Source organism: Vreelandella indica (assembly GCF_037070225.1).
GTDB classification, from domain to species: Bacteria; Pseudomonadota; Gammaproteobacteria; order Pseudomonadales; family Halomonadaceae; genus Vreelandella; species Vreelandella arctica.
In genome coordinates, this window is record NZ_JBANSO010000034.1 from 18,407 (window position 1) to 36,483 (window position 18,077).

Annotated in this window: 12 protein-coding genes and 1 other annotated feature; of the genes, 10 read left to right on the forward strand and 2 right to left on the reverse strand. The window is 53.8% G+C overall.

Annotated features, from left to right (window positions below):
• Positions 1-63: 63 nt before the first annotated feature.
• The 8 genes from V8L71_RS18310 to V8L71_RS18345 all read left to right on the forward strand — a co-directional run bounded on the left by V8L71_RS18310 (position 64) and on the right by V8L71_RS18345 (position 12,522).
• On the forward strand, positions 64-894 hold the full coding sequence (locus V8L71_RS18310) for an ABC transporter permease (RefSeq protein ID WP_336275055.1): 831 nt from the start codon (positions 64-66) through the stop codon (positions 892-894).
• Positions 884-2,290: an ABC transporter ATP-binding protein gene (locus V8L71_RS18315; protein WP_336275056.1), complete on the forward strand. Its 1,407-nt coding sequence runs from the start codon at positions 884-886 to the stop codon at positions 2,288-2,290. The genes V8L71_RS18310 and V8L71_RS18315 overlap by 11 nt, the downstream gene beginning before the upstream one ends.
• A complete protein-coding gene (locus tag V8L71_RS18320) occupies positions 2,283-5,768 on the forward strand; it encodes a glycoside hydrolase family 99-like domain-containing protein (RefSeq protein ID WP_336275057.1) in 3,486 nt (1,161 codons plus the stop codon). Before V8L71_RS18315 ends, V8L71_RS18320 begins: the two co-directional genes overlap by 8 nt.
• A gap of 312 nt (positions 5,769-6,080) precedes the next feature.
• Positions 6,081-9,257, forward strand: a complete 3,177-nt coding sequence (locus V8L71_RS18325) for a beta strand repeat-containing protein (protein WP_336275058.1) — start codon at positions 6,081-6,083, stop codon at positions 9,255-9,257.
• A gap of 94 nt (positions 9,258-9,351) precedes the next feature.
• A complete protein-coding gene (locus V8L71_RS18330; protein WP_336275059.1) occupies positions 9,352-9,609 on the forward strand; it encodes a hypothetical protein in 258 nt (85 codons plus the stop codon).
• A gap of 191 nt (positions 9,610-9,800) precedes the next feature.
• The gene (locus V8L71_RS18335) at positions 9,801-10,574 is read left to right on the forward strand and encodes a SapC family protein (RefSeq protein ID WP_336275060.1); all 774 of its coding nucleotides are present in this window, start codon (positions 9,801-9,803) and stop codon (positions 10,572-10,574) included.
• Positions 10,575-10,590: 16 nt separating this feature from the next.
• Positions 10,591-10,797 (forward strand): DUF6447 family protein, encoded by a 207-nt coding sequence (locus V8L71_RS18340; RefSeq protein WP_336275061.1) that lies wholly within the window; start codon positions 10,591-10,593, stop codon positions 10,795-10,797.
• 159 nt (positions 10,798-10,956) lie between these two features.
• On the forward strand, positions 10,957-12,522 hold the full coding sequence (locus V8L71_RS18345; protein ID WP_336275062.1) for a glucosyltransferase domain-containing protein: 1,566 nt from the start codon (positions 10,957-10,959) through the stop codon (positions 12,520-12,522).
• Between the two features lie 175 nt (positions 12,523-12,697).
• On the opposite strand, the gene flgK is transcribed toward V8L71_RS18345, so the two are convergent.
• Positions 12,698-15,397: a flagellar hook-associated protein FlgK gene (flgK, locus tag V8L71_RS18350; RefSeq protein WP_336275063.1), complete on the reverse strand. Its 2,700-nt coding sequence runs from the start codon at positions 15,395-15,397 to the stop codon at positions 12,698-12,700.
• A gap of 313 nt (positions 15,398-15,710) precedes the next feature.
• Between flgK and V8L71_RS18355 the strand changes: the two genes are divergently transcribed.
• Both V8L71_RS18355 and V8L71_RS18360 read left to right on the forward strand, forming a co-directional pair.
• Positions 15,711-15,968 (forward strand): hypothetical protein, encoded by a 258-nt coding sequence (locus V8L71_RS18355; protein WP_336275064.1) that lies wholly within the window; start codon positions 15,711-15,713, stop codon positions 15,966-15,968.
• Positions 15,969-16,223: 255 nt separating this feature from the next.
• Positions 16,224-17,440, forward strand: a protein-coding gene (locus tag V8L71_RS18360; protein ID WP_273191070.1) for an IS3 family transposase whose coding sequence is annotated in 2 segments (ribosomal slippage) — positions 16,224-16,509 and positions 16,509-17,440 — 1,218 coding nt in all. Because the reading frame shifts where the segments join, the coding sequence is not laid out codon by codon here.
• Positions 16,499-16,615 (forward strand) — a sequence feature (AL1L pseudoknot). (Overlaps the previous gene by 117 nt.)
• Positions 17,441-17,791: 351 nt before the next feature.
• Here the strand turns inward: V8L71_RS18360 and V8L71_RS18365 are convergent.
• On the reverse strand, positions 17,792-17,950 hold the full coding sequence (locus V8L71_RS18365; RefSeq protein WP_336275065.1) for a hypothetical protein: 159 nt from the start codon (positions 17,948-17,950) through the stop codon (positions 17,792-17,794).
• Between the last annotated feature and the right edge of the window lie 127 nt (positions 17,951-18,077).

Sequence of the window (18,077 nt, forward strand, 5' to 3'; positions counted from 1 at the left end):
AGGGCTGGGCGCCTTCCACTCACGTATTCAAATTCATCACATCGAATGGTGTAAAGAGAACCAATGAACCCACATGCTTTAAATACGATATCGCCGCGCGCCATGCTGGTGCACTTATGGCGCTATCGCGAATTAATAGCACGCCTAATTAAGCGCGATGTACTCGGGCGCTACAAGGGCTCGCTGCTAGGTCTGGCCTGGTCGTTTGTTACCCCCATTATTATGCTGGTCATTTACACCTTCGTATTTACGGTTGTTTTCAATGCACGCTGGGGGGTAGAGGGTGAAGAGAGCAAAGGCGTCTTTGCTCTACAGCTATTTGCCGGGCTCATTGTGCATGGCCTTCTGGCCGAAGTGCTCACGCGCTCACCTAGCTTGATACTCATTAATACCAACTACGTTAAAAAAGTGGTATTCCCGCTGGAAATTTTACCGCTGATACCGCTGGGCTCAGCGCTTTTTCATGCGGCTATAAGTTCGCTCGTGTTGATTTTGGCCCAGCTGGTGGTGCTAGGCAGTATTCCCTGGACGTTCTGGATGTTACCGCTGGTGCTTCTGCCGTTAATAGTATTAACCATGGGCATTAGCTGGTTGCTGGCATCGCTGGGCGTTTTTCTGCGTGATATAGGCCAAACCATGGGGCTAATCGCCACTATGCTATTGTTTCTCTCACCGATTTTTTACCCGATTTCGGCCCTGCCTGAAAGTTTTCACGGCGTGATTCATGCCAACCCCCTCACCTTCATTATCGAGCAAGCGAGGGTAGTGTTGCTAGAAGGGCGGCTGCCTGATATAGGCGGGCTAATTAAATACCTCGCGGTATCACTGGGGGTAGCATGGCTAGGATTCGCTTGGTTCCAGAAAACGCGAAAAGGATTTGCTGATGTCCTCTGAAACACTTGAACAAACCGAGGCAGCTCCCCCGGTCATCACCTTGAAGGATGTTGCCAAATATTACCAAATTTACAATGCGCCCAGCGACCGGCTCAAACAATTCGTTGTGCCTCGCGTGCAGCGCCTGGCAGGCAAAACCGCCACGCACTACGGCCGGGAATTTAAAGCGCTCGACGGCATCTCCTTTGAAGTACTCAAGGGGGAGACTGTTGGCATCATAGGTAGAAACGGCTCGGGTAAATCCACCCTGCTGCAAATGATGTGTGGCACTCTCACGCCTACGCGTGGCGAAATACAAACCCACGGGCGAATAGCCGCATTACTAGAGCTGGGCGCAGGGTTCGATACCGAATTCACCGGGCGTGAAAACGTCTATATGAACGCCTCGGTGCTTGGGTTGAGCAAAACTGAGATCGACGAACGGCTTGATGATATTCTCGCCTTTGCCGAAATCGGCGATTTTATTGACCAACCGGTGAAAACCTACTCCAGCGGCATGTACGTGCGCCTGGCGTTTGCCGTGATTGCCCATGTCGATGCTGACATCCTGGTAATAGACGAAGCGCTGGCGGTGGGCGACGCCTTCTTCGTACAAAAATGCATGCGCTTCTTACGCCGCTTTATGGAGCACGGCACCGTGCTGTTTGTCAGCCACGACACCGCAGCCGTCTTAAGCTTGTGTCAACGAGCCATCTGGCTGGACCATGGCAAGGTTGTTGCTGAAGGGCGGCCCAAGGATGTCGCTGATGCCTATCTCAAGGCTTTTTTCGAATCCAATCAAGGAGCAGGAACCAACAACACTAATGCCACTGAGCGCGAGGAAGAACAAGAGCGGCTACGCCCCTTGTCCCGAGATATGCGCCAGGACATTATTAACGCCAGTGCTTACCGCAACGATATCCAAGTGTTTAGCTTCGACCCCGCTGCCGAAGGCTTTGGCAAGGGCGGCGCGAATATTGAAGAAGTGCTGCTACACGACAGCGCGGGGCACCCGCTCACCTGGATCGTCGGTGGGGAAGAAGTGACGCTCAGTGTCATTGCCCGGGTTCAGCAAGAGCACCATCTGTTCAAGCCGATTATGGGATTCTATGTCAAAGACCGCCTAGGCCAAACGCTCTTCGGCGACAACACCTTTCTCAGTTATTGCGACAACCCCGTGGATGCCAAAGCCGCAAGCATGCTGAGTGCCAGCTTTACATTTCGGATGCCGATTCTTCCCCATGGCGACTACAGTGTCAGCGTTGCCATCGCCGATGGCACCCAGGACGACCACGTGCAGCACCACTGGTTGCATGATGCTTTATTCTTCAAATCACACTCCAGCAGTCACAGTCATGGCCTGGTGGGTATTCCCATGCATGACATTCGTTTACAGGTAGAACACAATCATGAGTGATAACCCCCTTATTACGCTGCCCAGCACGGGAGAGCGTTTCTTAGCCGAATTCGAAGGCGACATCGTCGCAGAGCACTATCACCGCTACTTGCTGGCAACACGCTTCGTGGCCGATAAGCGAGTGCTCGATATTGCCAGTGGGGAAGGGTACGGCAGCCACTTGCTGGCTGCCCAAGCCGCTCATGTCATCGGCGTGGATATTGACCCAGACGCAGTGCGTCATGCCGAACACACCTACCAGCGCGACAATCTCGAATACCGTCAGGGTGATTGCACTGCCATCCCGCTGCCAGACGCTAGTGTCGATGTCGTGGTCAGCTTTGAAACCATCGAGCATCACGACCAGCACCAAGCGATGCTTCAAGACATAAAACGCGTATTACGCCCAGGCGGGCTGCTGATCATCTCCAGCCCTGACAAGCGTGAATACAGCGATGTACCCGGTTACAACAACCCCTTTCACGTTAAAGAGCTTTACCACGACGAATTTGAAAGTTTGCTGGCCCAGCATTTCAGCCATCACCACCTGCTCGGCCAACGAGTGGTGTTTGGCTCGGCGATATTCGATACGCAGCCAAGTATTATCGAAAGCTACGACACCGAACATCACCAGGGGCAAGCAGGCTTACCACGCCCCATGTACTGGATCGCAATGGCCAGTGATGCTGAATTGCCCAAAAGCGGAAGCAGCTTTTTCCAATATGACATTGCCTCCAGCGACGCCGTACGCCAGAGAGAGCAACAAATCAGCCAAGAGGCAGAAGAGATACGCAGGCGTGAGGCCGCGATACAAGAGCGGGACCACCGCCTGGAAAGCTTTACGGCCGAGAACGAGCGGCTCCAGGCGCAAAGTGAGCAGCTTGAATCCGAGTGCGGGCGTTTTCAGGCCGAAGCACAGAAACTTCAAGCCGAAATTGAACGATACCAGGCAGAAAACCAGAGTATCCAGCAGCAACAGCAACAAAGCGAACGGCAGCTGCTGAAGGAATACGCCACGCTGATGACCCGTGTGCATACGCCCACCTGGTTAACCAAGCGCCTGGTAAAACAACTCCTACTATGGCCGATGCGCTATCGTCAGAATAAACATCAGCGTGAGCAGATTGCCCAATCGGGTCTGTTCGACCCCAACTGGTATCTGATGCACAACCCAGATGTACAGAGCCAAGGACTGGATGCGCTTACCCACTTCCAGCGTTACGGCGCGTTTGAAGGGCGCGACCCCTCGCCGCAATTCAGCACACTGGCGCACCTAGCGCATCATCCAGAGTTGATGGGCAACCACCAAAACCCCTTGCTGCATTACCTGCAAACACAGCAGCACAGCGAAGAAGCACTGGTTGTGGATGCCCCTGAAGAAGGCAGTGTACTGTTTGAACAACTGTTCGCCGAAGCTGCCGGGCGCAGCGATGCCTATGTGGAACTCTCCGATAAGCCGCTGTGGGAACCTTCGCGAATTCGCGCTATCGCCTTCTATTTACCGCAATTTCACCCCATTGCCGAAAACGACCGCTGGTGGGGAAAAGGCTTTACCGAATGGACTAACGTCGGCAAAGCCGTGCCTCAGTTCGAAGGCCACTACCAGCCGCGCCACCCAGACGAGCTAGGCTACTACGACCTACGCCTACCCGAAGTGCAAGAACGCCAGGTAGAATTGGCGCAACTGCACGGTATAGAAGCCTTCTGCTTTCACTACTACTGGTTCAGTGGCCGCAAGCGCCTGTTGGAGCGGCCTATCGACCTGTTTGCCGATAACCCCAATATCGACTTTCCCTTTTGCCTCTGCTGGGCCAACGAAAACTGGACCCGTCGCTGGGACGGCCAGGAGCACGACGTGCTCATGGAACAGAAGCACGAACCCCAAGACGACCTTGAGTTCATCGAGGACATCGCCCCGCTACTCGAAAAGCCCAATTACCTGCGCGTTAACGGCAAGCCGCTGCTGATTGTTTACCGCGTGGATATCCTGCCCAACGCCAAAAAAACCGCCGAAACGTGGCGTGAATACTGCCGTGAGCGGGGGATTGGTGAAATACACTTAGTCGCCGCGCAAAGCTTCGGCATTACTGACCCCGCACCTTATGGGTTTGATGCAGGCGTTGAGTTTCCGCCGCATGGCACCCATGCACGCCAAATCAACGACCAACAGAGCTTTATCAACCCCGAGTTTCAGGGCAACGTCTACGACTACCCCGATCTTGTCGCTTCCCAGCTGGCCAAGCCAGAGCCGGATTACCGCCTGTATCGCACCGTGTTCCCCGGTTGGGATAACGAAGCGCGCAAACCAGGGCGTGGGCACATTTTCCATCACGCCAGCCCTGAAGGTTATCGCCAATGGCTAGCCGGTGCCTGTGAAGAAACCGACCGCCACGCGGGCGACGACAAACTGGTATTTATTAACGCCTGGAATGAATGGGCCGAAGGTGCCTATTTAGAGCCAGACCGCCACTACGGCTACGCCTACCTGGAAACGACCAAGCAGACCTTGGCGCAATTTCCCACCGGCACCGCAACGGATTACCAGCCAGCGCTGGATGTGCTTAAACAAGCAAAGCGCCACCACGACACCGCCGTGATCCTGCACCTCTTCCACACCGAGCTGTGGGAAGAAGTAGCCGAGCACCTGGAAGCGCTGCAAGGCGAATACGACCTGTACGTTTCGCTACCGCAAGATGCCTCTGCGGCCATCGAAGCCACCTTACGCGAGCACACCCCCGGCGTAACGATTATCCACTGGCCCAACCGCGGGCGGGATGTCGCGCCCTTTTTAGCCATATTAGGCGCCATAGAGTCGCTGGGTTATCAGCAGGTATGCAAAATACACGCGAAGCGCTCATTGCACCGTGCCGATGGCGATCACTGGCGCCAAGAGTTTCTAGGCAGTCTGCTTGGTACCCGTGAGCAAGTAAGCACCATACTCACCGCATTCGATCAGCAGCCTGACCTGGGGATGGTGGGGCCAGCGGGTCATTGGCTGGCATACGCCCACTATTGGGGATACCCGCTCAGTAGCCCACAGCGGTTCAACCACTTGAAGAACCAGCTGGGCATTACCGAGCCCTCTCTCGAATCGCTCTGCTTTTTTGCGGGTTCGATGTTTTGGTGCCGTCCCCAAGCCCTGGCACCGCTGTTGAAAAACGTAACCCTTGATGCCTTCGACCTTGAGCTGGGTCAAAAAGATGCCACGCTTGCCCACTCGTTAGAGCGCTTGTTTGCTGCCGCATGCGAAGCCACCGGCTGGCGTGTCACTGATACCAGCGCCCCGGCCGCGAAAAAAGCGCCCACGCCCGTGGGAGATTACCGCTATGCCGCCCCAAGCCCACCGCTTGAAAACGGCAAAGCCCCCATTCCCGGTGCTACCCCCGCCACCCTCAAGGGTAGGGTGAAACAGCGTGCACAACAGTCCAAGCGTGCAGTAAGAGTTATCGAACGGCGTACGAAAACGCTTTATCATTCGCTCAAACGCGGGCTAAGATGACGGAGATCCTAAGCAAAAAGACTAGGCTACCTTACTAAAAAAGGTGAGGATTCTAGTGGTAGGCCGGAAAAAGGGCTGCTATGATCGAGCGGCGTGAATCGCGCGATTCACAGCAGGCCCTAAGATGGTCTTGATTTTGTAATGGTTGAGGCGCTATCGTCTCGGCCAAGGCAAATTACCCAACTTGGGTAGCCTGCTTGCTTTGAACCGAACCTTGGCAAGGGATCCCCCAGGGGTTGAGGGTCGGCTAAGCAACAACATGGGGTGCCAGCCAGGCACCCGAACATATGCATATGTAAGGAGAGTACCTACATGGCAATTCCAGGCTTTAATAAAGAATTTTACCTAAACGCCAAGCTTGCACAGCTTCAAAACAACTCTGAGACGGCCGCTGATTGGGCTGGTAAAGATGCTGCATTCCTGGAAGCACGTTTTAGCGCCGTAGGCCTGACTGCTCAAGAGCACTACGAGCAGTACGGCTACCAGGAAGATCTGGCCCCTAACGCCTTCTTCGACCCGGCTGAATACATCCGTGCCAAAGCCACGGCCATGTTCAACGATTCTGCGTCTTCTTACCTGACCATTGACGCAGCCGCTGAAGATTTCGTTAACCTGTGGGGTGGCAACGTATACAACCACTACCTGCAGTACGGTGAAGAAGAAGACATCAACCCGTCTAACGACTTCGATGTGTCTTCTTACCTCGAAGCTAAACTTGCTAAGCTGCAAAGCGAAGAAGCTACTGCTGCAGAGTGGGCTGGCAAAGGTGTTGCTGACGTAGCCGCTGAATTCGAAGCTGCGGGCATCACTGCGCTTGAGCACTTCACTATGTACGGTGACGTAGAAGGTCTCTCTGCCACGGCCGTACCGGCAGAAGAACAGGTTGAAGTTGATACTTCTGTACCTGGCCAGGTTTTCAGTCTCACTACAGGTGTCGACTCCGAGACCGGTACCGATAACGACGACACGTTCAATGCTACTGGTGCTACTCTGACTGCACTGGACTCCGTTGACGGTGGCAGAGGCACTGACACACTAGTTGTCAAAGATGCTGACGCGGTAATGGGGACTGCGCAGCCCGCTGGAATGAATATTGCTGTTGAAAAAATCGACATCAATACTGCTGGTGCACTGGGTAATGTTGCTTCAGCAGGTCAAGCGGCTCAAAAAGAAATAGACAAGCTGACTTTTACTGTCAACGATGGAACTTCTACCTCAACACTTGATGTAACTTACGGTGGCGTGACCGCCACGACCGCCGCTTTGGACGGTTCAGCAACGCAAGCCGAAGTAAATACGTTGGTAGCCGACGCTATTAACGCTATTGCGGGTTCCACCGTTGCCACGATTGTAGGAGCAGACGTTATTGTAACCGCTCCTCAAGCGGGTACCGCTTTGCCAGCAATCAATGTGGCTGCTTCCACTCCTACGGACATCTCGCTTGCTAAAGCAGATCTTCAAGCAAATCAGGATGCCGTAGAAGCAACAAACACAGCTGTTTACGATTTGTCTGGTGTGACTGGCTTGACCGACGTAACCGCTAAGGCGGCTGGCAACGTTAACGTCAAACTGGCTGACACTACTGATGCTTCTGTAACTACCACCACCGGCTCTGTAACAGTTGCAGGTGGCAAGTCTGTTACTACTTCTGGTGCTACTGGTGCTGTAAGCGTGACGGGTGCGGCTGGTCTGACTGATGTTTCAGTCACTGGCGCAACTTCTGTCAATATTGCTGACAATGGCACCGAGGCCGATACTCTAGCTACCGTATCAATTTCTGGCGCGACTGGCACATCTACCATTGGTTCCGACGCACTGACTAGCCTAAGCGTTGCCAACAGCAACCAGAACGTTACCGTTAATGCTGCTGCAGGTACACGTTCACTCGATCTGGCAGTCGATAAGTTGACTGGTGGTACCATTGCTGATGCCGAGGCAACTACTGTTAATGTAACGGCTTCTGGCACTAAATCTTCTGGCACCTCTCTCAATTTCGCCAAAGCGACTTCGTTGAGTTTGGCGGGTGATGTTGCAGTTTCCACTGCACTAACTGCTCAAGCAGCTGAGCTAGCAATCACGTCTACCAATAGCGCCGGAACTACCATCACCACCCAGCTCGACAACGACGTGACCTTCACTGGTGGTGCGGGTGCAGACTCTGTGAGCCTTGGCGCAACCACCAAGGCTATCGCAATGGGTGCTGGCGATGATAGCGTAACTGTGGGCGCTGCACTTGGTACTGGCGGTACTGTAGCAGGCGGCGACGGCGAAGATACTTTGAAGGTTGCCAATGGCACCTACCTTTTGGCAGATGACTTCACTGGTTTCGAGGTACTTGACGTTACCGGTGGTCAGGGCACCTATGATCTGAGCCTTCAAGCAGGATTTACCTCTGTTAAGCTAACAGGTGATGCTGCTAATAATATCGTTATCGATAAAGCTGCAGCGGGCACGACAATTGATGTAGTTGCAGGCAAAAATAGCAATGATGTCTATGATGATGAACTTGACGTTGCGCTGGCTGATGCATCCGGTACATCCGATGTATTGACCGTGAATGCAACATTCGACGATTCAAACAACAGCACCGATAGTTTTGATATTTCAGTTCTTGATGTGAACGCTGATGCGAATGGTGAAGCGATTGAAACCGTTAGGTTTGTAGCGAACGCTTCAACATCTGCTACATCACAGACAACTATTGATGCTTTTGATGCCACCGACCACGATTTGACCATTGCTTCACTTGACCTTTCTGGCGAAACCAGCACTGTTGAAATCGCAGGTAACGCGGAAGTTGAGATCTCTGACATTATTAATGCTGCGTCATTGACTAAGATTGATGCCTCTGCATCAACTGGTAAGTTGACCATCAATCTTGATGATTCTGCTGATGACAACACTCTCGCTGTGTTGGGTTCATCAGGTAATGATGCTGTCGTCATGACTGGTAACGCCGCTGAAAACAACATTATTGTTGGTAACGGTGGTGCTGACTCCATCACTCTGGCGGCTGCAGGCACTAAAGAAACAGTTCGCCTCGCTTCTGACACAGACTCCGTGCTGAGCCTGTCTGATGCCGACGATAATGGCACTGCCGATGCTGCTGCAGGCTACGACGTCATCACCAACTTCACCACAGGCGAAGACAAGCTGGAACTGTCTTCTGCTCTGGGTCTAGGGGCTGGTGACGCTCGTACCGCCATCACTGGTAAGGGTACTGCCACCGATGGTGACAACTTCACCAACGAGGAGATTGCCGTAGCTCTAGAAAATGTCATTGGTGATGGTGTTGGCTTCTTCAACGACGGGGCTGCTGATCGTGCTGTTGCCACGTATGCCTTTGATGACACCGCTGGTAATGAAACTGATGCACTGGCTGTCTTCATCGATAGCAATGCTGACGGTAGCTTCACCGCAGGCGATGACCAAATGGTCATGCTGAATGGTGTAACTTCCATCGCTGTTTCTGACATCGTATTTGGTTAATCCCTCTCTTTGAGAAGGATGCCTATCGTTAGATAGGTTAAGGTATCTAAACCCCCGGCCTCGGCTGGGGGTTTTCTTTGCTAACTAGGGCGATATGACCATTAAGGAATTCGAGGAGACCGTTTGGCGCCTGGAAGGCATCCGCTTGGTAGTGCGCGAGACCGTTAATGTCCAAGTCGACGACTACGACTACCAGAACGCTGCCAACCGCACTTGGTCGATTGCCGAATGGCTGCGTAACCGGGTCGAGCCGTGCCTGCCGGATAGCGAGAACGTGGTACTCGACGGTCAGGGCGAGCAGCCCAACCGTCGTACACGGCTGGATACCTTACGCGGAAGCTACGCGGTGTAGTGATGATGGGGTGCCTGCCGTTGCGACACCGGCAAGGTGATGTCCCTCAACACCATCCGTGACGGGCTCTCTCTTTGATGGTGAGTAAGACAACCGCCTAGCCTATGCCACTGACCACCCCCCCCGGCCCTGGTGCCGGTTTTTTGTTACACTGCCCACCACTATTAATGCTTTTTGAGTAGAGAGTTGTTATGCCCCAATGGATCGCGCTTTCCCCCACCCAGCACGCGGGCCAGGGGTACTTACCTCGGGATGGCTATCACTTCGCCGATCAGCTAAACGTCGCGGGTATTCTGCTGGCGGAACTGAACAAGCTGCTGCCCCACTATGTGGTGGCGTTGATCAAAGAGGGCGAGCGCTTCCAGCCGGTGGTGCTGCTGGGCGTGGGTGAGCGGAACCTGTACGTGGCCCCCAATGGCAAATGGCTGGGCACTTATGTGCCCGCCAGCCTACGTGGCTATCCCTTTACCCTGGCCAATAGCGAAAAGCCGGGGGAAAAAGTCTTCGCCATTGACGAGCACCACCTAAGCAACAACCAAGGCGAAACGCTGTTTAATGAAGAGGGGAAACTGACTGGCACCGCTGCCCAAACGCTGGACTTTTTAACCCAGTGCGAAAGCAACCGAGGGGCTACTCAGCAGGCCTGCGATGCGTTACAGCGTGCCGGAGTGATTGAGCAGTGGCCATTAACCATTGAGCGGGGCGAAGGGCAGGAGCCGTTAACAGTGAATGGCCTCCACCGTATTAATGAACAAGCGCTTAATAGCCTGGAAAACGACGTTTATACCACCTTGAAGGGTGCCCCCATGGCCCTCGCCCACGCCCAGATGTTCTCCATGAGCCAGCTCAATCAGTTGGCAGAGCGTGCAAAGTTCCATGCTGAGCATGGTGCCACCCAAGAAGTACCTGAAGACCTGGATAGCGTGTTCGATAGTGATGACGACCTAACCTTTGATTTTGATTAAAACTGGAGCTTAACGAATGGCAGATAAACAACAGCAGACCGTGACGATTGACGGCACTGAGTACAACATCAATGACCTCTCTGACAATGCCAAGGCGCAAGTGACCAACCTGCGCGTTACCGATGCCGAGATTGCCAATCTCAAGCAGCAGCTGGCGATTTTCCAAACGGCACGCACAGCCTATGCACGGGCGCTGAGTGAAGAGTTGCCGAAGAAACACTAAGCAACTGGCTGCCCAGGCCCTGGCGTGCCAGCGCCCTGGGTGTGGCAAGGTTAATGTCAACGCCCGCTAACGCTTCGTTAGTGGACTGCTGTCGCATGGCGCTTTGGGGCTAGATGCCTGCCTTGTCAGATGAGTAACAAACTTCAAGAGTGGAGTGCCATGCAAAGATTAGTAGGCAAACAGGACGGAATCCTATTTCTGGTTTCGTGGTTGGGCCTGATGGTGGTGTATTTTTTCCCCCTTTCGCATTTTACCTTGTCGATTGATGGCGAATTCGAGGACAACTTTCAACACACTATTGCGCTAGGCCGCTGGGGGCATGCCTTCCTGCGTGCTTGGTTGTTACCTGAACCCTATATCCCTTACTTTACCCTGGTTATGGCGCTTGCATTACTGGCGTTGGCTGCCGTGATCGGTGCGGCAATGCTCAAGCTGCCGCTGTGGCAAGGGGTCGCTTTTAGCGCGGTGTTTGCCTCAACGCCACAGCTTGCTTACCAGCTTCAGTTTATTAACCAGGCCGACACCGTGGCGGTGGGTTACGTGTTAATGGTGGTAGGCGTGGCGCTCTTTCAGCGCAGCCTGAGCGCGCCAGGTAACCGGTGGGGGCGCAGCCTGTGGTTAGCGGTGGCAGTGGCCTGTTGGGTCTACGCCATGGCCATTTACCAATCCTTGGTGATACTGGCCCCACTGATGTGGATGGGGATGCTGCTGCTTGCGCCAGAAGCAAGGGCTATGCCGATAAAACGCCAGTTTGCATCGCTGTGTGGGTTAGGTGTCAGCTTGGCAGTCGCTGCCTTGCTTTATGTGGTGCTATCCCGCTGGCTGCAAGCGTATCTCGTTGGGGATGCCAGCTATGCCCAGCTCAATGAAGGTTACCTGGAGCGCTTCGTACTGCAGGGGGGAGAGCTTGGCCGGTACCTTCAGGGGCTTGTGCGGCAAGTAGCGGTGCTGCTGAGCGGGCGTGCCTACTACGGTGCAGGAACGCTTTCGCTGGTTACGCTGGCCGCTTTGGTAAGCCTTCTGCTCTTGTTTAGGCGGCCAGGGCGAACGGCGCTCTGGCGCGGCCTGCTCTTGGTGGGTATTCTCATCACGCCCATCAGCTTGGCGTTAACCAGTAATAGCCCGCTACCCGCTCGTGTTTGGGTGGGCTTTAACCTGATGTCGGCTCTGATTGTAACGTGGCTGCTTAGCCAGCTGAGCGGCATGCCGCAACAGCGAGGCTCACAACAGCTTCAACCTGCTATCGCTTTGCCTGCTCGTGTGTTGCTAGGTGCTATTGGCATCGTCACTCTAGTACATATAGCGTGGATCAGTGCGCTGTTCTCCTCTGACCACCACCTTCGCCAGCGGGACATCCTGATGGCGAACCGCATCATGACCAGTGCCTATATGCAGTATCCGGAGGTGGATCTAGCGCGCACCCCCGTTTACTTCCACGGTGGGTGGCAGCAGCCAAGCCGCCACACTCTGCCCAACGCTGGCACGTTCGGTGGTAGCTTTTTTGCCTGGGATGGCGGAAACAATATTAGGCTGGAGCGTTTTTTCGCCTACTACGGCATTGCGCATTTTTCCGCAGCCGACAGGGCCGCTACCCGGCAAGCCTTGGCAGTGGTAGGGGATATGCCTACCTGGCCTAATCCTGGCGCGATACAGCTACTTGATGACGTACTGGTGATAAAGCTTGGCGGACACCGGGGCTGGCTGCCGTTCAGTGTGGATGAGTAGCCGAGGCAAAGTGAACCGATTATGGGCACGCGCTGCTGGATGTCGCCGCTTTTAAGCTTGCTTGGTGCGGCCCCTGTTAACCGAATCGCAAAACAGCCGCTCTTGCGGCTGTTTGCGTATGTCTATTCCGCGTAGGGCGCTCACGTATTGGGTATAAGGGCGGCGCGCTTATCCATTAGCTGCGTAGACCAAGGATGGTATCGAAGAGGCTCGATGCGGTATCAATCACGCGGGCATTGGCTTGGTAAAACTGCTGAAAGCGTATCAGGTTCGCTGCTTCTTCATCCAGGTTAACGCCTGATTCTGATTGTTGAACGGCGCGCAGTTGGTCAGTTAGCCCCTGGCGGGCGTCAAGGTTTACCTGGGTAATGTTGGTGCGATTCCCGACGTCGCTCACCATGGCGCCGTAAGCACCACTGAAGGTGGCGTTTACTCCTACTGTGGCTTCGCTTTGTAGGTTCTGTAAGGCGAGTGCGTTGCGGTTGTCGCCGGGGCCGGTAGAGGAAGAGCCTGATAGGCCGGTAAAGGTAACGCCGCTGGTGGTGCCGTTGCTGGGTAGCTCGTCAATGGTAAAGCTGAGTATGGTCTCGCCCGTGGCGTCATCTTTAATGGTTAGGCGTTCACCAACCGCTAAGGTGTCGCCTGTACCGGCATTCACCGAAAGCACATTGTCGATTTCTGTGCCGTCTTCTTTAAAGATGCTGTAAATGCCTTCCGGCGGCGGGGAGGTGGGTACCGAGCCGGCATCCGGGGAAACAAATAGGTTGTTGCTGCTATCTGCACCGAAAAGGCCGAGGCTTAATGCACCATCGTCAGCGGCTTTAATTGCAAAGCTGGGGGGCTGGTACTTGGCATCCATCTGCTTAAATGCAGGGGCCACGTCAATCTCGCTGACTTCAAGCTGGCTCTGCACGCGGCCAATGGGGGTGTTGTCGGGGGTTACGCCGCCTGCCGCTGGTGCCCCTGGCATTTCATCCCACGTGGCGGTGATGTCGAAGCTACCGCTTCCCGATATCATTAAGAAAAGCGGTTCTTCGGCGCTATCAATCCTTAACCGCTCCTCTGCGTGATAGCTGTCCGTTAATTGCCTGCTGTTGTCGTTACTGTCAAAACGTGCACCATCGCCCGTATAGGTGAACTTAATGCCGTTACCTGTAGTGAAGACAGCGCCATCTTCAAGCTGGTTTGAATACTCATCGCCTTCATAGCTGAAGAGATTGGAGCCATCGTAGCTGACGCCTTCTTTGAATCCATTTTGTATTGTGAATATGGTTGTTTCTATATCAGCGGCGCTTTCTATCTTATTGGTGGTCCAGGTGTAATCTGGATCACCCCCAACAATGGGAGTGCCGACTAGGTGTTTGCCGTCTCGGCTAAATAGTTGTATATCGTCATCTTGTCCAATGGCATCTAAGTGAATTTCAATATTTTTTGTGCCTTGGGGGATAAAAGCGATGGGTTTAAGGCCTGAGATTGAGCTCGTTTTCACCCCATTCTGAAAAACACTTTGCAGGCTTCCTGTTTCACCCAGCCGGGTGGCGCTTTGCGATTGGAAATCCACCGTGGAGTAGGGCACGGGGCGCACCGGGCCAAGCGCGGCGGCAATTTTATCCAGGTCGTTAATCAGTACGTCCATGCCTGCCGCGGCGCGGCGCACGGGTTGTACACTAAACGTATCGCCCGCAGCGGTAGTGCCGCTGAGCGCCATATCAATCCCGCCGAAGGAAAGCGTATTGCCGTCCCACTCGGCACTCACTGCCTCGCCGTTGTCTTGCCGGGTAACGGTAAATTCGCTGCCATCGTAGCGAACTTGGTAATCGGTGGCGCGTAGGTTGTCCACCTGCGTTGGGTCAAAGGCGATTGACGCGACGTCCGCGCTGTTATCAGGGGCGCTATAGGCTTGGGGGGCGCGAATGGTAAAGAAGTCTTCGCCTTGCTCGCCGTTAAGATCCACTCCCTGCTTGTGTAATTCGTTGAAGGCGGTAGTGAGCGAAACGGCGAGTTGGCCAATTTGATTTTGCGTTTTGTCTAGCGTTTCTTGGCGAAAACGCATCAAGCCGCCCAGGCTGCCGCCGGTGATCACATCCTCGTTCAGTGTCACCACGTTACCGCCACCGTCGCGGTAACCCACCACGGTGCGTTGCGGGTCGGTTTCGGATTGAACGGGCGTCAGCTTGAACGCGTCGGTGCCGGTCACTAGGGGCTGGCCGTTAGGCAGGCTGATGTTGTAGGTTTTGCCATCTTGGATCGAAAGACGCGAGTTCATGCGCTCGCTTAACTCGGCAATCATCTGGTCACGCTGGTTAAGCAGGCTGTTAGGGGCTTCACCAGTGCGTGCGCGGGCGAGGGAGATCTCACGGTTGAGACCAGCGATCTGTTGGGTGGTGTTGTTGACCTGGGTGATTTCGTCCTTTATCTCGCTATTGATGTTGTTCTGCATATCTTGCAGGTAGCTATCATAAGAGCGGAACTGTGCACTGAGGGTTTGGGCGTTGCCGATCACACCCTGGCGTGCTGCTGGGTCTGAGGGGGCGCTGGCGAGATCTTCCAGTGCAGAGAAGAAATTCTGCATCAGCGGAGCTAGCCCTGCTTCGCGGTCCGCCAACAGGTTATCGACCTGGTCCACTTGCTGTGCGTATGCCTGTAGTGCGCTGGATTGGGTACGCGCATTGTTAAGCTGGTCGGCAACGTAGTGGTTGAACTGGCGTTCGATGGCATTGACACGCACGCCGGACGTTTTCCCGGACCCTTCCCCCAGCATGGTCACTTCCCGGTTAAAGCCAGGGGTGTAAACGTTGCTGATATTGTTGCTGGTGGTATTGAGGGCATTTTGTGCTGCATTTAACCCGCTTAGCCCGGTCGAGAACATGCTCATCGCTCAATGCCCTTATTTTAGACTGTTGAACTGTCAAGGTATTGTTAATTAAGCGTACTTTACCACTATTTTGTAGGGGCAGAGTAGTAGGAAGAGAGTAGTAGGAACAGAGCAGTAGGAACCAAGCAGCAGGAACAAAGATGCCTAATCCTAGGGGGTACTATTTATGAACCCAGAATGTGTGATGGCATTTTACCAAAGCATGCCGGAAAACCTTGATAGCGCGCTTGAAGGCAGGGATGATGACGACCTCACGTTCGAGGTACGCTCACGTGTATTTTTTAATGGATATTTAACGAAGGCGTAAATAATCATGGCAGATGAAAACCAGACGATTACCATTGATGGTGCCGAGTACAACCTAGCCGACCTTTCCGAGAACGCGCGTAACCAAGTGGTTAACCTGCGCGTGACAGATGCGGAGATCGCAAAGCTCAACCAACAGCTGGCAATCTATCAAACCGCTCGCACCGCTTATGCCAACGCGCTGAGTGCAGAGTTACCGACACAGAAAAAGCCCGCTGCTAAGAAAAGGGCTGCTCCCAAGAAAAAAGCGGCAGCCACGTCTTGAGAACCTTACTATTGATGACCGTTTTAGGCCTGACCTTGAGTGGTTGTGTACCGTTCGTGCCAATTATATAAGCTGGTCTGCCTTCACCAACACAAATAGCCCCACAGCAAACGCTGATGGGGCTTTTATGGCGTGATAGAAAATCGTTGGGCTGGATCGTTAGGAAATAGTTAAATAAATAGTTAAGTAAATGTTGAGACAATAGTGAACCGCCCCGGCTTTACCGGAGACTTCATATCTTGAGAGGATGAAGTCATGAACTCACCAAAACGATATTCCCCAGAAGTGCGGGAGCGAGCTGTTCGTTTAGTTATTGAACAGCAAGGCGAATACCCGTCCAAGTGGGCGGCGATCTGTTCCATTGCCAGCAAGTTCGGTTGTACACCAGAGACCTTGAGAGCCTGGTGCAAACGCACAGAACTCACGCAGGAAAACAGTTCGGTTAACCTGTCTGAACATGAACGACTCAAGCAGCTAGAGCGTGAAAATACCGAATTGAAGCGTGCCAATGAAATTCTCCGTAAGGCGGCTGCTTTTTTCGCCCAGGCGGAGCTCGACCGCAAACCCAATTGATGGTGTCATTTATCGACGAGCATCGTGCTCAGTTCGGGGTCGAGTCGATTTGTAGCCAACTGCCAATCGCCCCATCGACGTATTACCACCACAAGGCACTTGAAGCTGATCCTGAACGGCGGGCAGACCGGTATCGGCAGGATGAGTTTCTTACCGCTGAGATTCAGCGAGTGTGGGAAGAAAACTTCTGCGTCTACGGTGCCCGTAAGGTCTGGCGGCAACTCCGCCGTGAAGGCGTTAATGTTGCTCGTTGCACTGTAGAACGGCTCATGCGCCGCCTGGGAATTCGCGGCGTGGTGCGAGGCCAACGCCCCTTCACGACCATCAGTGATCCCGGCCAGAAACGGGCACCTGATTTAGTGAAACGTGACTTTACGGCCATGCGTCCTAATCAGCTTTGGGTGGCCGATTTTACCTATGTCGCTACCTGGTCTGGCTTCGTTTACGTTGCGTTCGTTATCGATGTTTATGCACGCTGTATCGTGGGTTGGCGTGTAGCGACGTCGATGAGAACGGCACTGGTGCTGGACGCTCTAGAGCAAGCTCTGTGGGCACGAAAACACAGACAAGGGTTGATCCACCATAGTGATAGGGGAAGCCAATATCTCTCGATCCGCTACACCGAGCGTATGGCTGACGAGGGTATCAATGCCTCAGTCGGCACCACCGGCGACTCTTACGACAATGCGCTGGCAGAGACCATAATTGGCTTGTTCAAAACGGAGGTGATCCATCATCGTGGCCCATGGAGGGGACTGGATGCCGTTGAGTATGCCACGCTGGAATGGGTTGACTGGTTCAATAATCGCCGACTGCTGGAGCCTATCGGAAACGTTCCACCAGCAGAACGAGAAAGGACGTATTATCGTCAATTGGAGGAGTCGGGTGAAGCTGCCTGACTCAAACAAACCGGTCTCCGGAATAACCGGGGCGGTTCAATAGAGGTGATAGGCCGGAGCGCTGTTTGACACCACTAAGGAATAGCAGGGTGCGTAGGTGTCGGCACTCACCGATCCCACCTGTTATATAAACGCCTTGCGCATGCCCTCCCTACGCATTGAATCACAACACGCACAACGGGCCGTATTAACCATTGCGAGTATAATGTCTCGGCGTTTTCAGAGGCTGCGCGGCGACCGATTAAGTGATGAGTTCGCCTTAAACAACAGCTAGCGATTGATCAAATGGCATGTACTGCCTATTCGCGGGCGTTTTTTGAAGCATTGCCCGAGCAAACAGCGTCTTGATGATTACCCTTCAGACGTGTGAGCGGGTTGAAGTTTTATAACCAAGTGGCTAGGCGTAGGCTGGCTGATCAGTGCTTCGTAACGGTCTGGGTGCTGGTCTACTTCGTGTTGGAAGCGCTCCATAACGTTGACCAGTTCATCGGCTAGCGCCTGTTTTTGCAAAGGTGTTAGCCTGGATTTCTCATAGTACCTCAGCCAGTACCGCACTCAGGCTGTAACACCGCTAAACACCTACTGGCTCGACTTACATCGGCTACTTTTTAACCACTTTCCGGCGTTCAGACACACT

Excerpts from the sequence above, each read along its gene's own strand:
- V8L71_RS18310 (WP_336275055.1), top strand. The coding sequence starts at position 64 with ATGAACCCACATGCTTTAAATACGATATCGCCGCGCGCCATGCTGGTG.
- V8L71_RS18315 (WP_336275056.1), top strand. The coding sequence starts at position 884 with ATGTCCTCTGAAACACTTGAACAAACCGAGGCAGCTCCCCCGGTCATC.
- V8L71_RS18320 (WP_336275057.1), top strand. The coding sequence starts at position 2,283 with ATGAGTGATAACCCCCTTATTACGCTGCCCAGCACGGGAGAGCGTTTC.
- V8L71_RS18325 (WP_336275058.1), top strand. The coding sequence starts at position 6,081 with ATGGCAATTCCAGGCTTTAATAAAGAATTTTACCTAAACGCCAAGCTT.
- V8L71_RS18330 (WP_336275059.1), top strand. The coding sequence starts at position 9,352 with ATGACCATTAAGGAATTCGAGGAGACCGTTTGGCGCCTGGAAGGCATC.
- V8L71_RS18335 (WP_336275060.1), top strand. The coding sequence starts at position 9,801 with ATGCCCCAATGGATCGCGCTTTCCCCCACCCAGCACGCGGGCCAGGGG.
- V8L71_RS18340 (WP_336275061.1), top strand. The coding sequence starts at position 10,591 with ATGGCAGATAAACAACAGCAGACCGTGACGATTGACGGCACTGAGTAC.
- V8L71_RS18345 (WP_336275062.1), top strand. The coding sequence starts at position 10,957 with ATGCAAAGATTAGTAGGCAAACAGGACGGAATCCTATTTCTGGTTTCG.
- flgK (WP_336275063.1), bottom strand. The coding sequence starts at position 15,397 with ATGAGCATGTTCTCGACCGGGCTAAGCGGGTTAAATGCAGCACAAAAT.
- V8L71_RS18355 (WP_336275064.1), top strand. The coding sequence starts at position 15,711 with ATGGCAGATGAAAACCAGACGATTACCATTGATGGTGCCGAGTACAAC.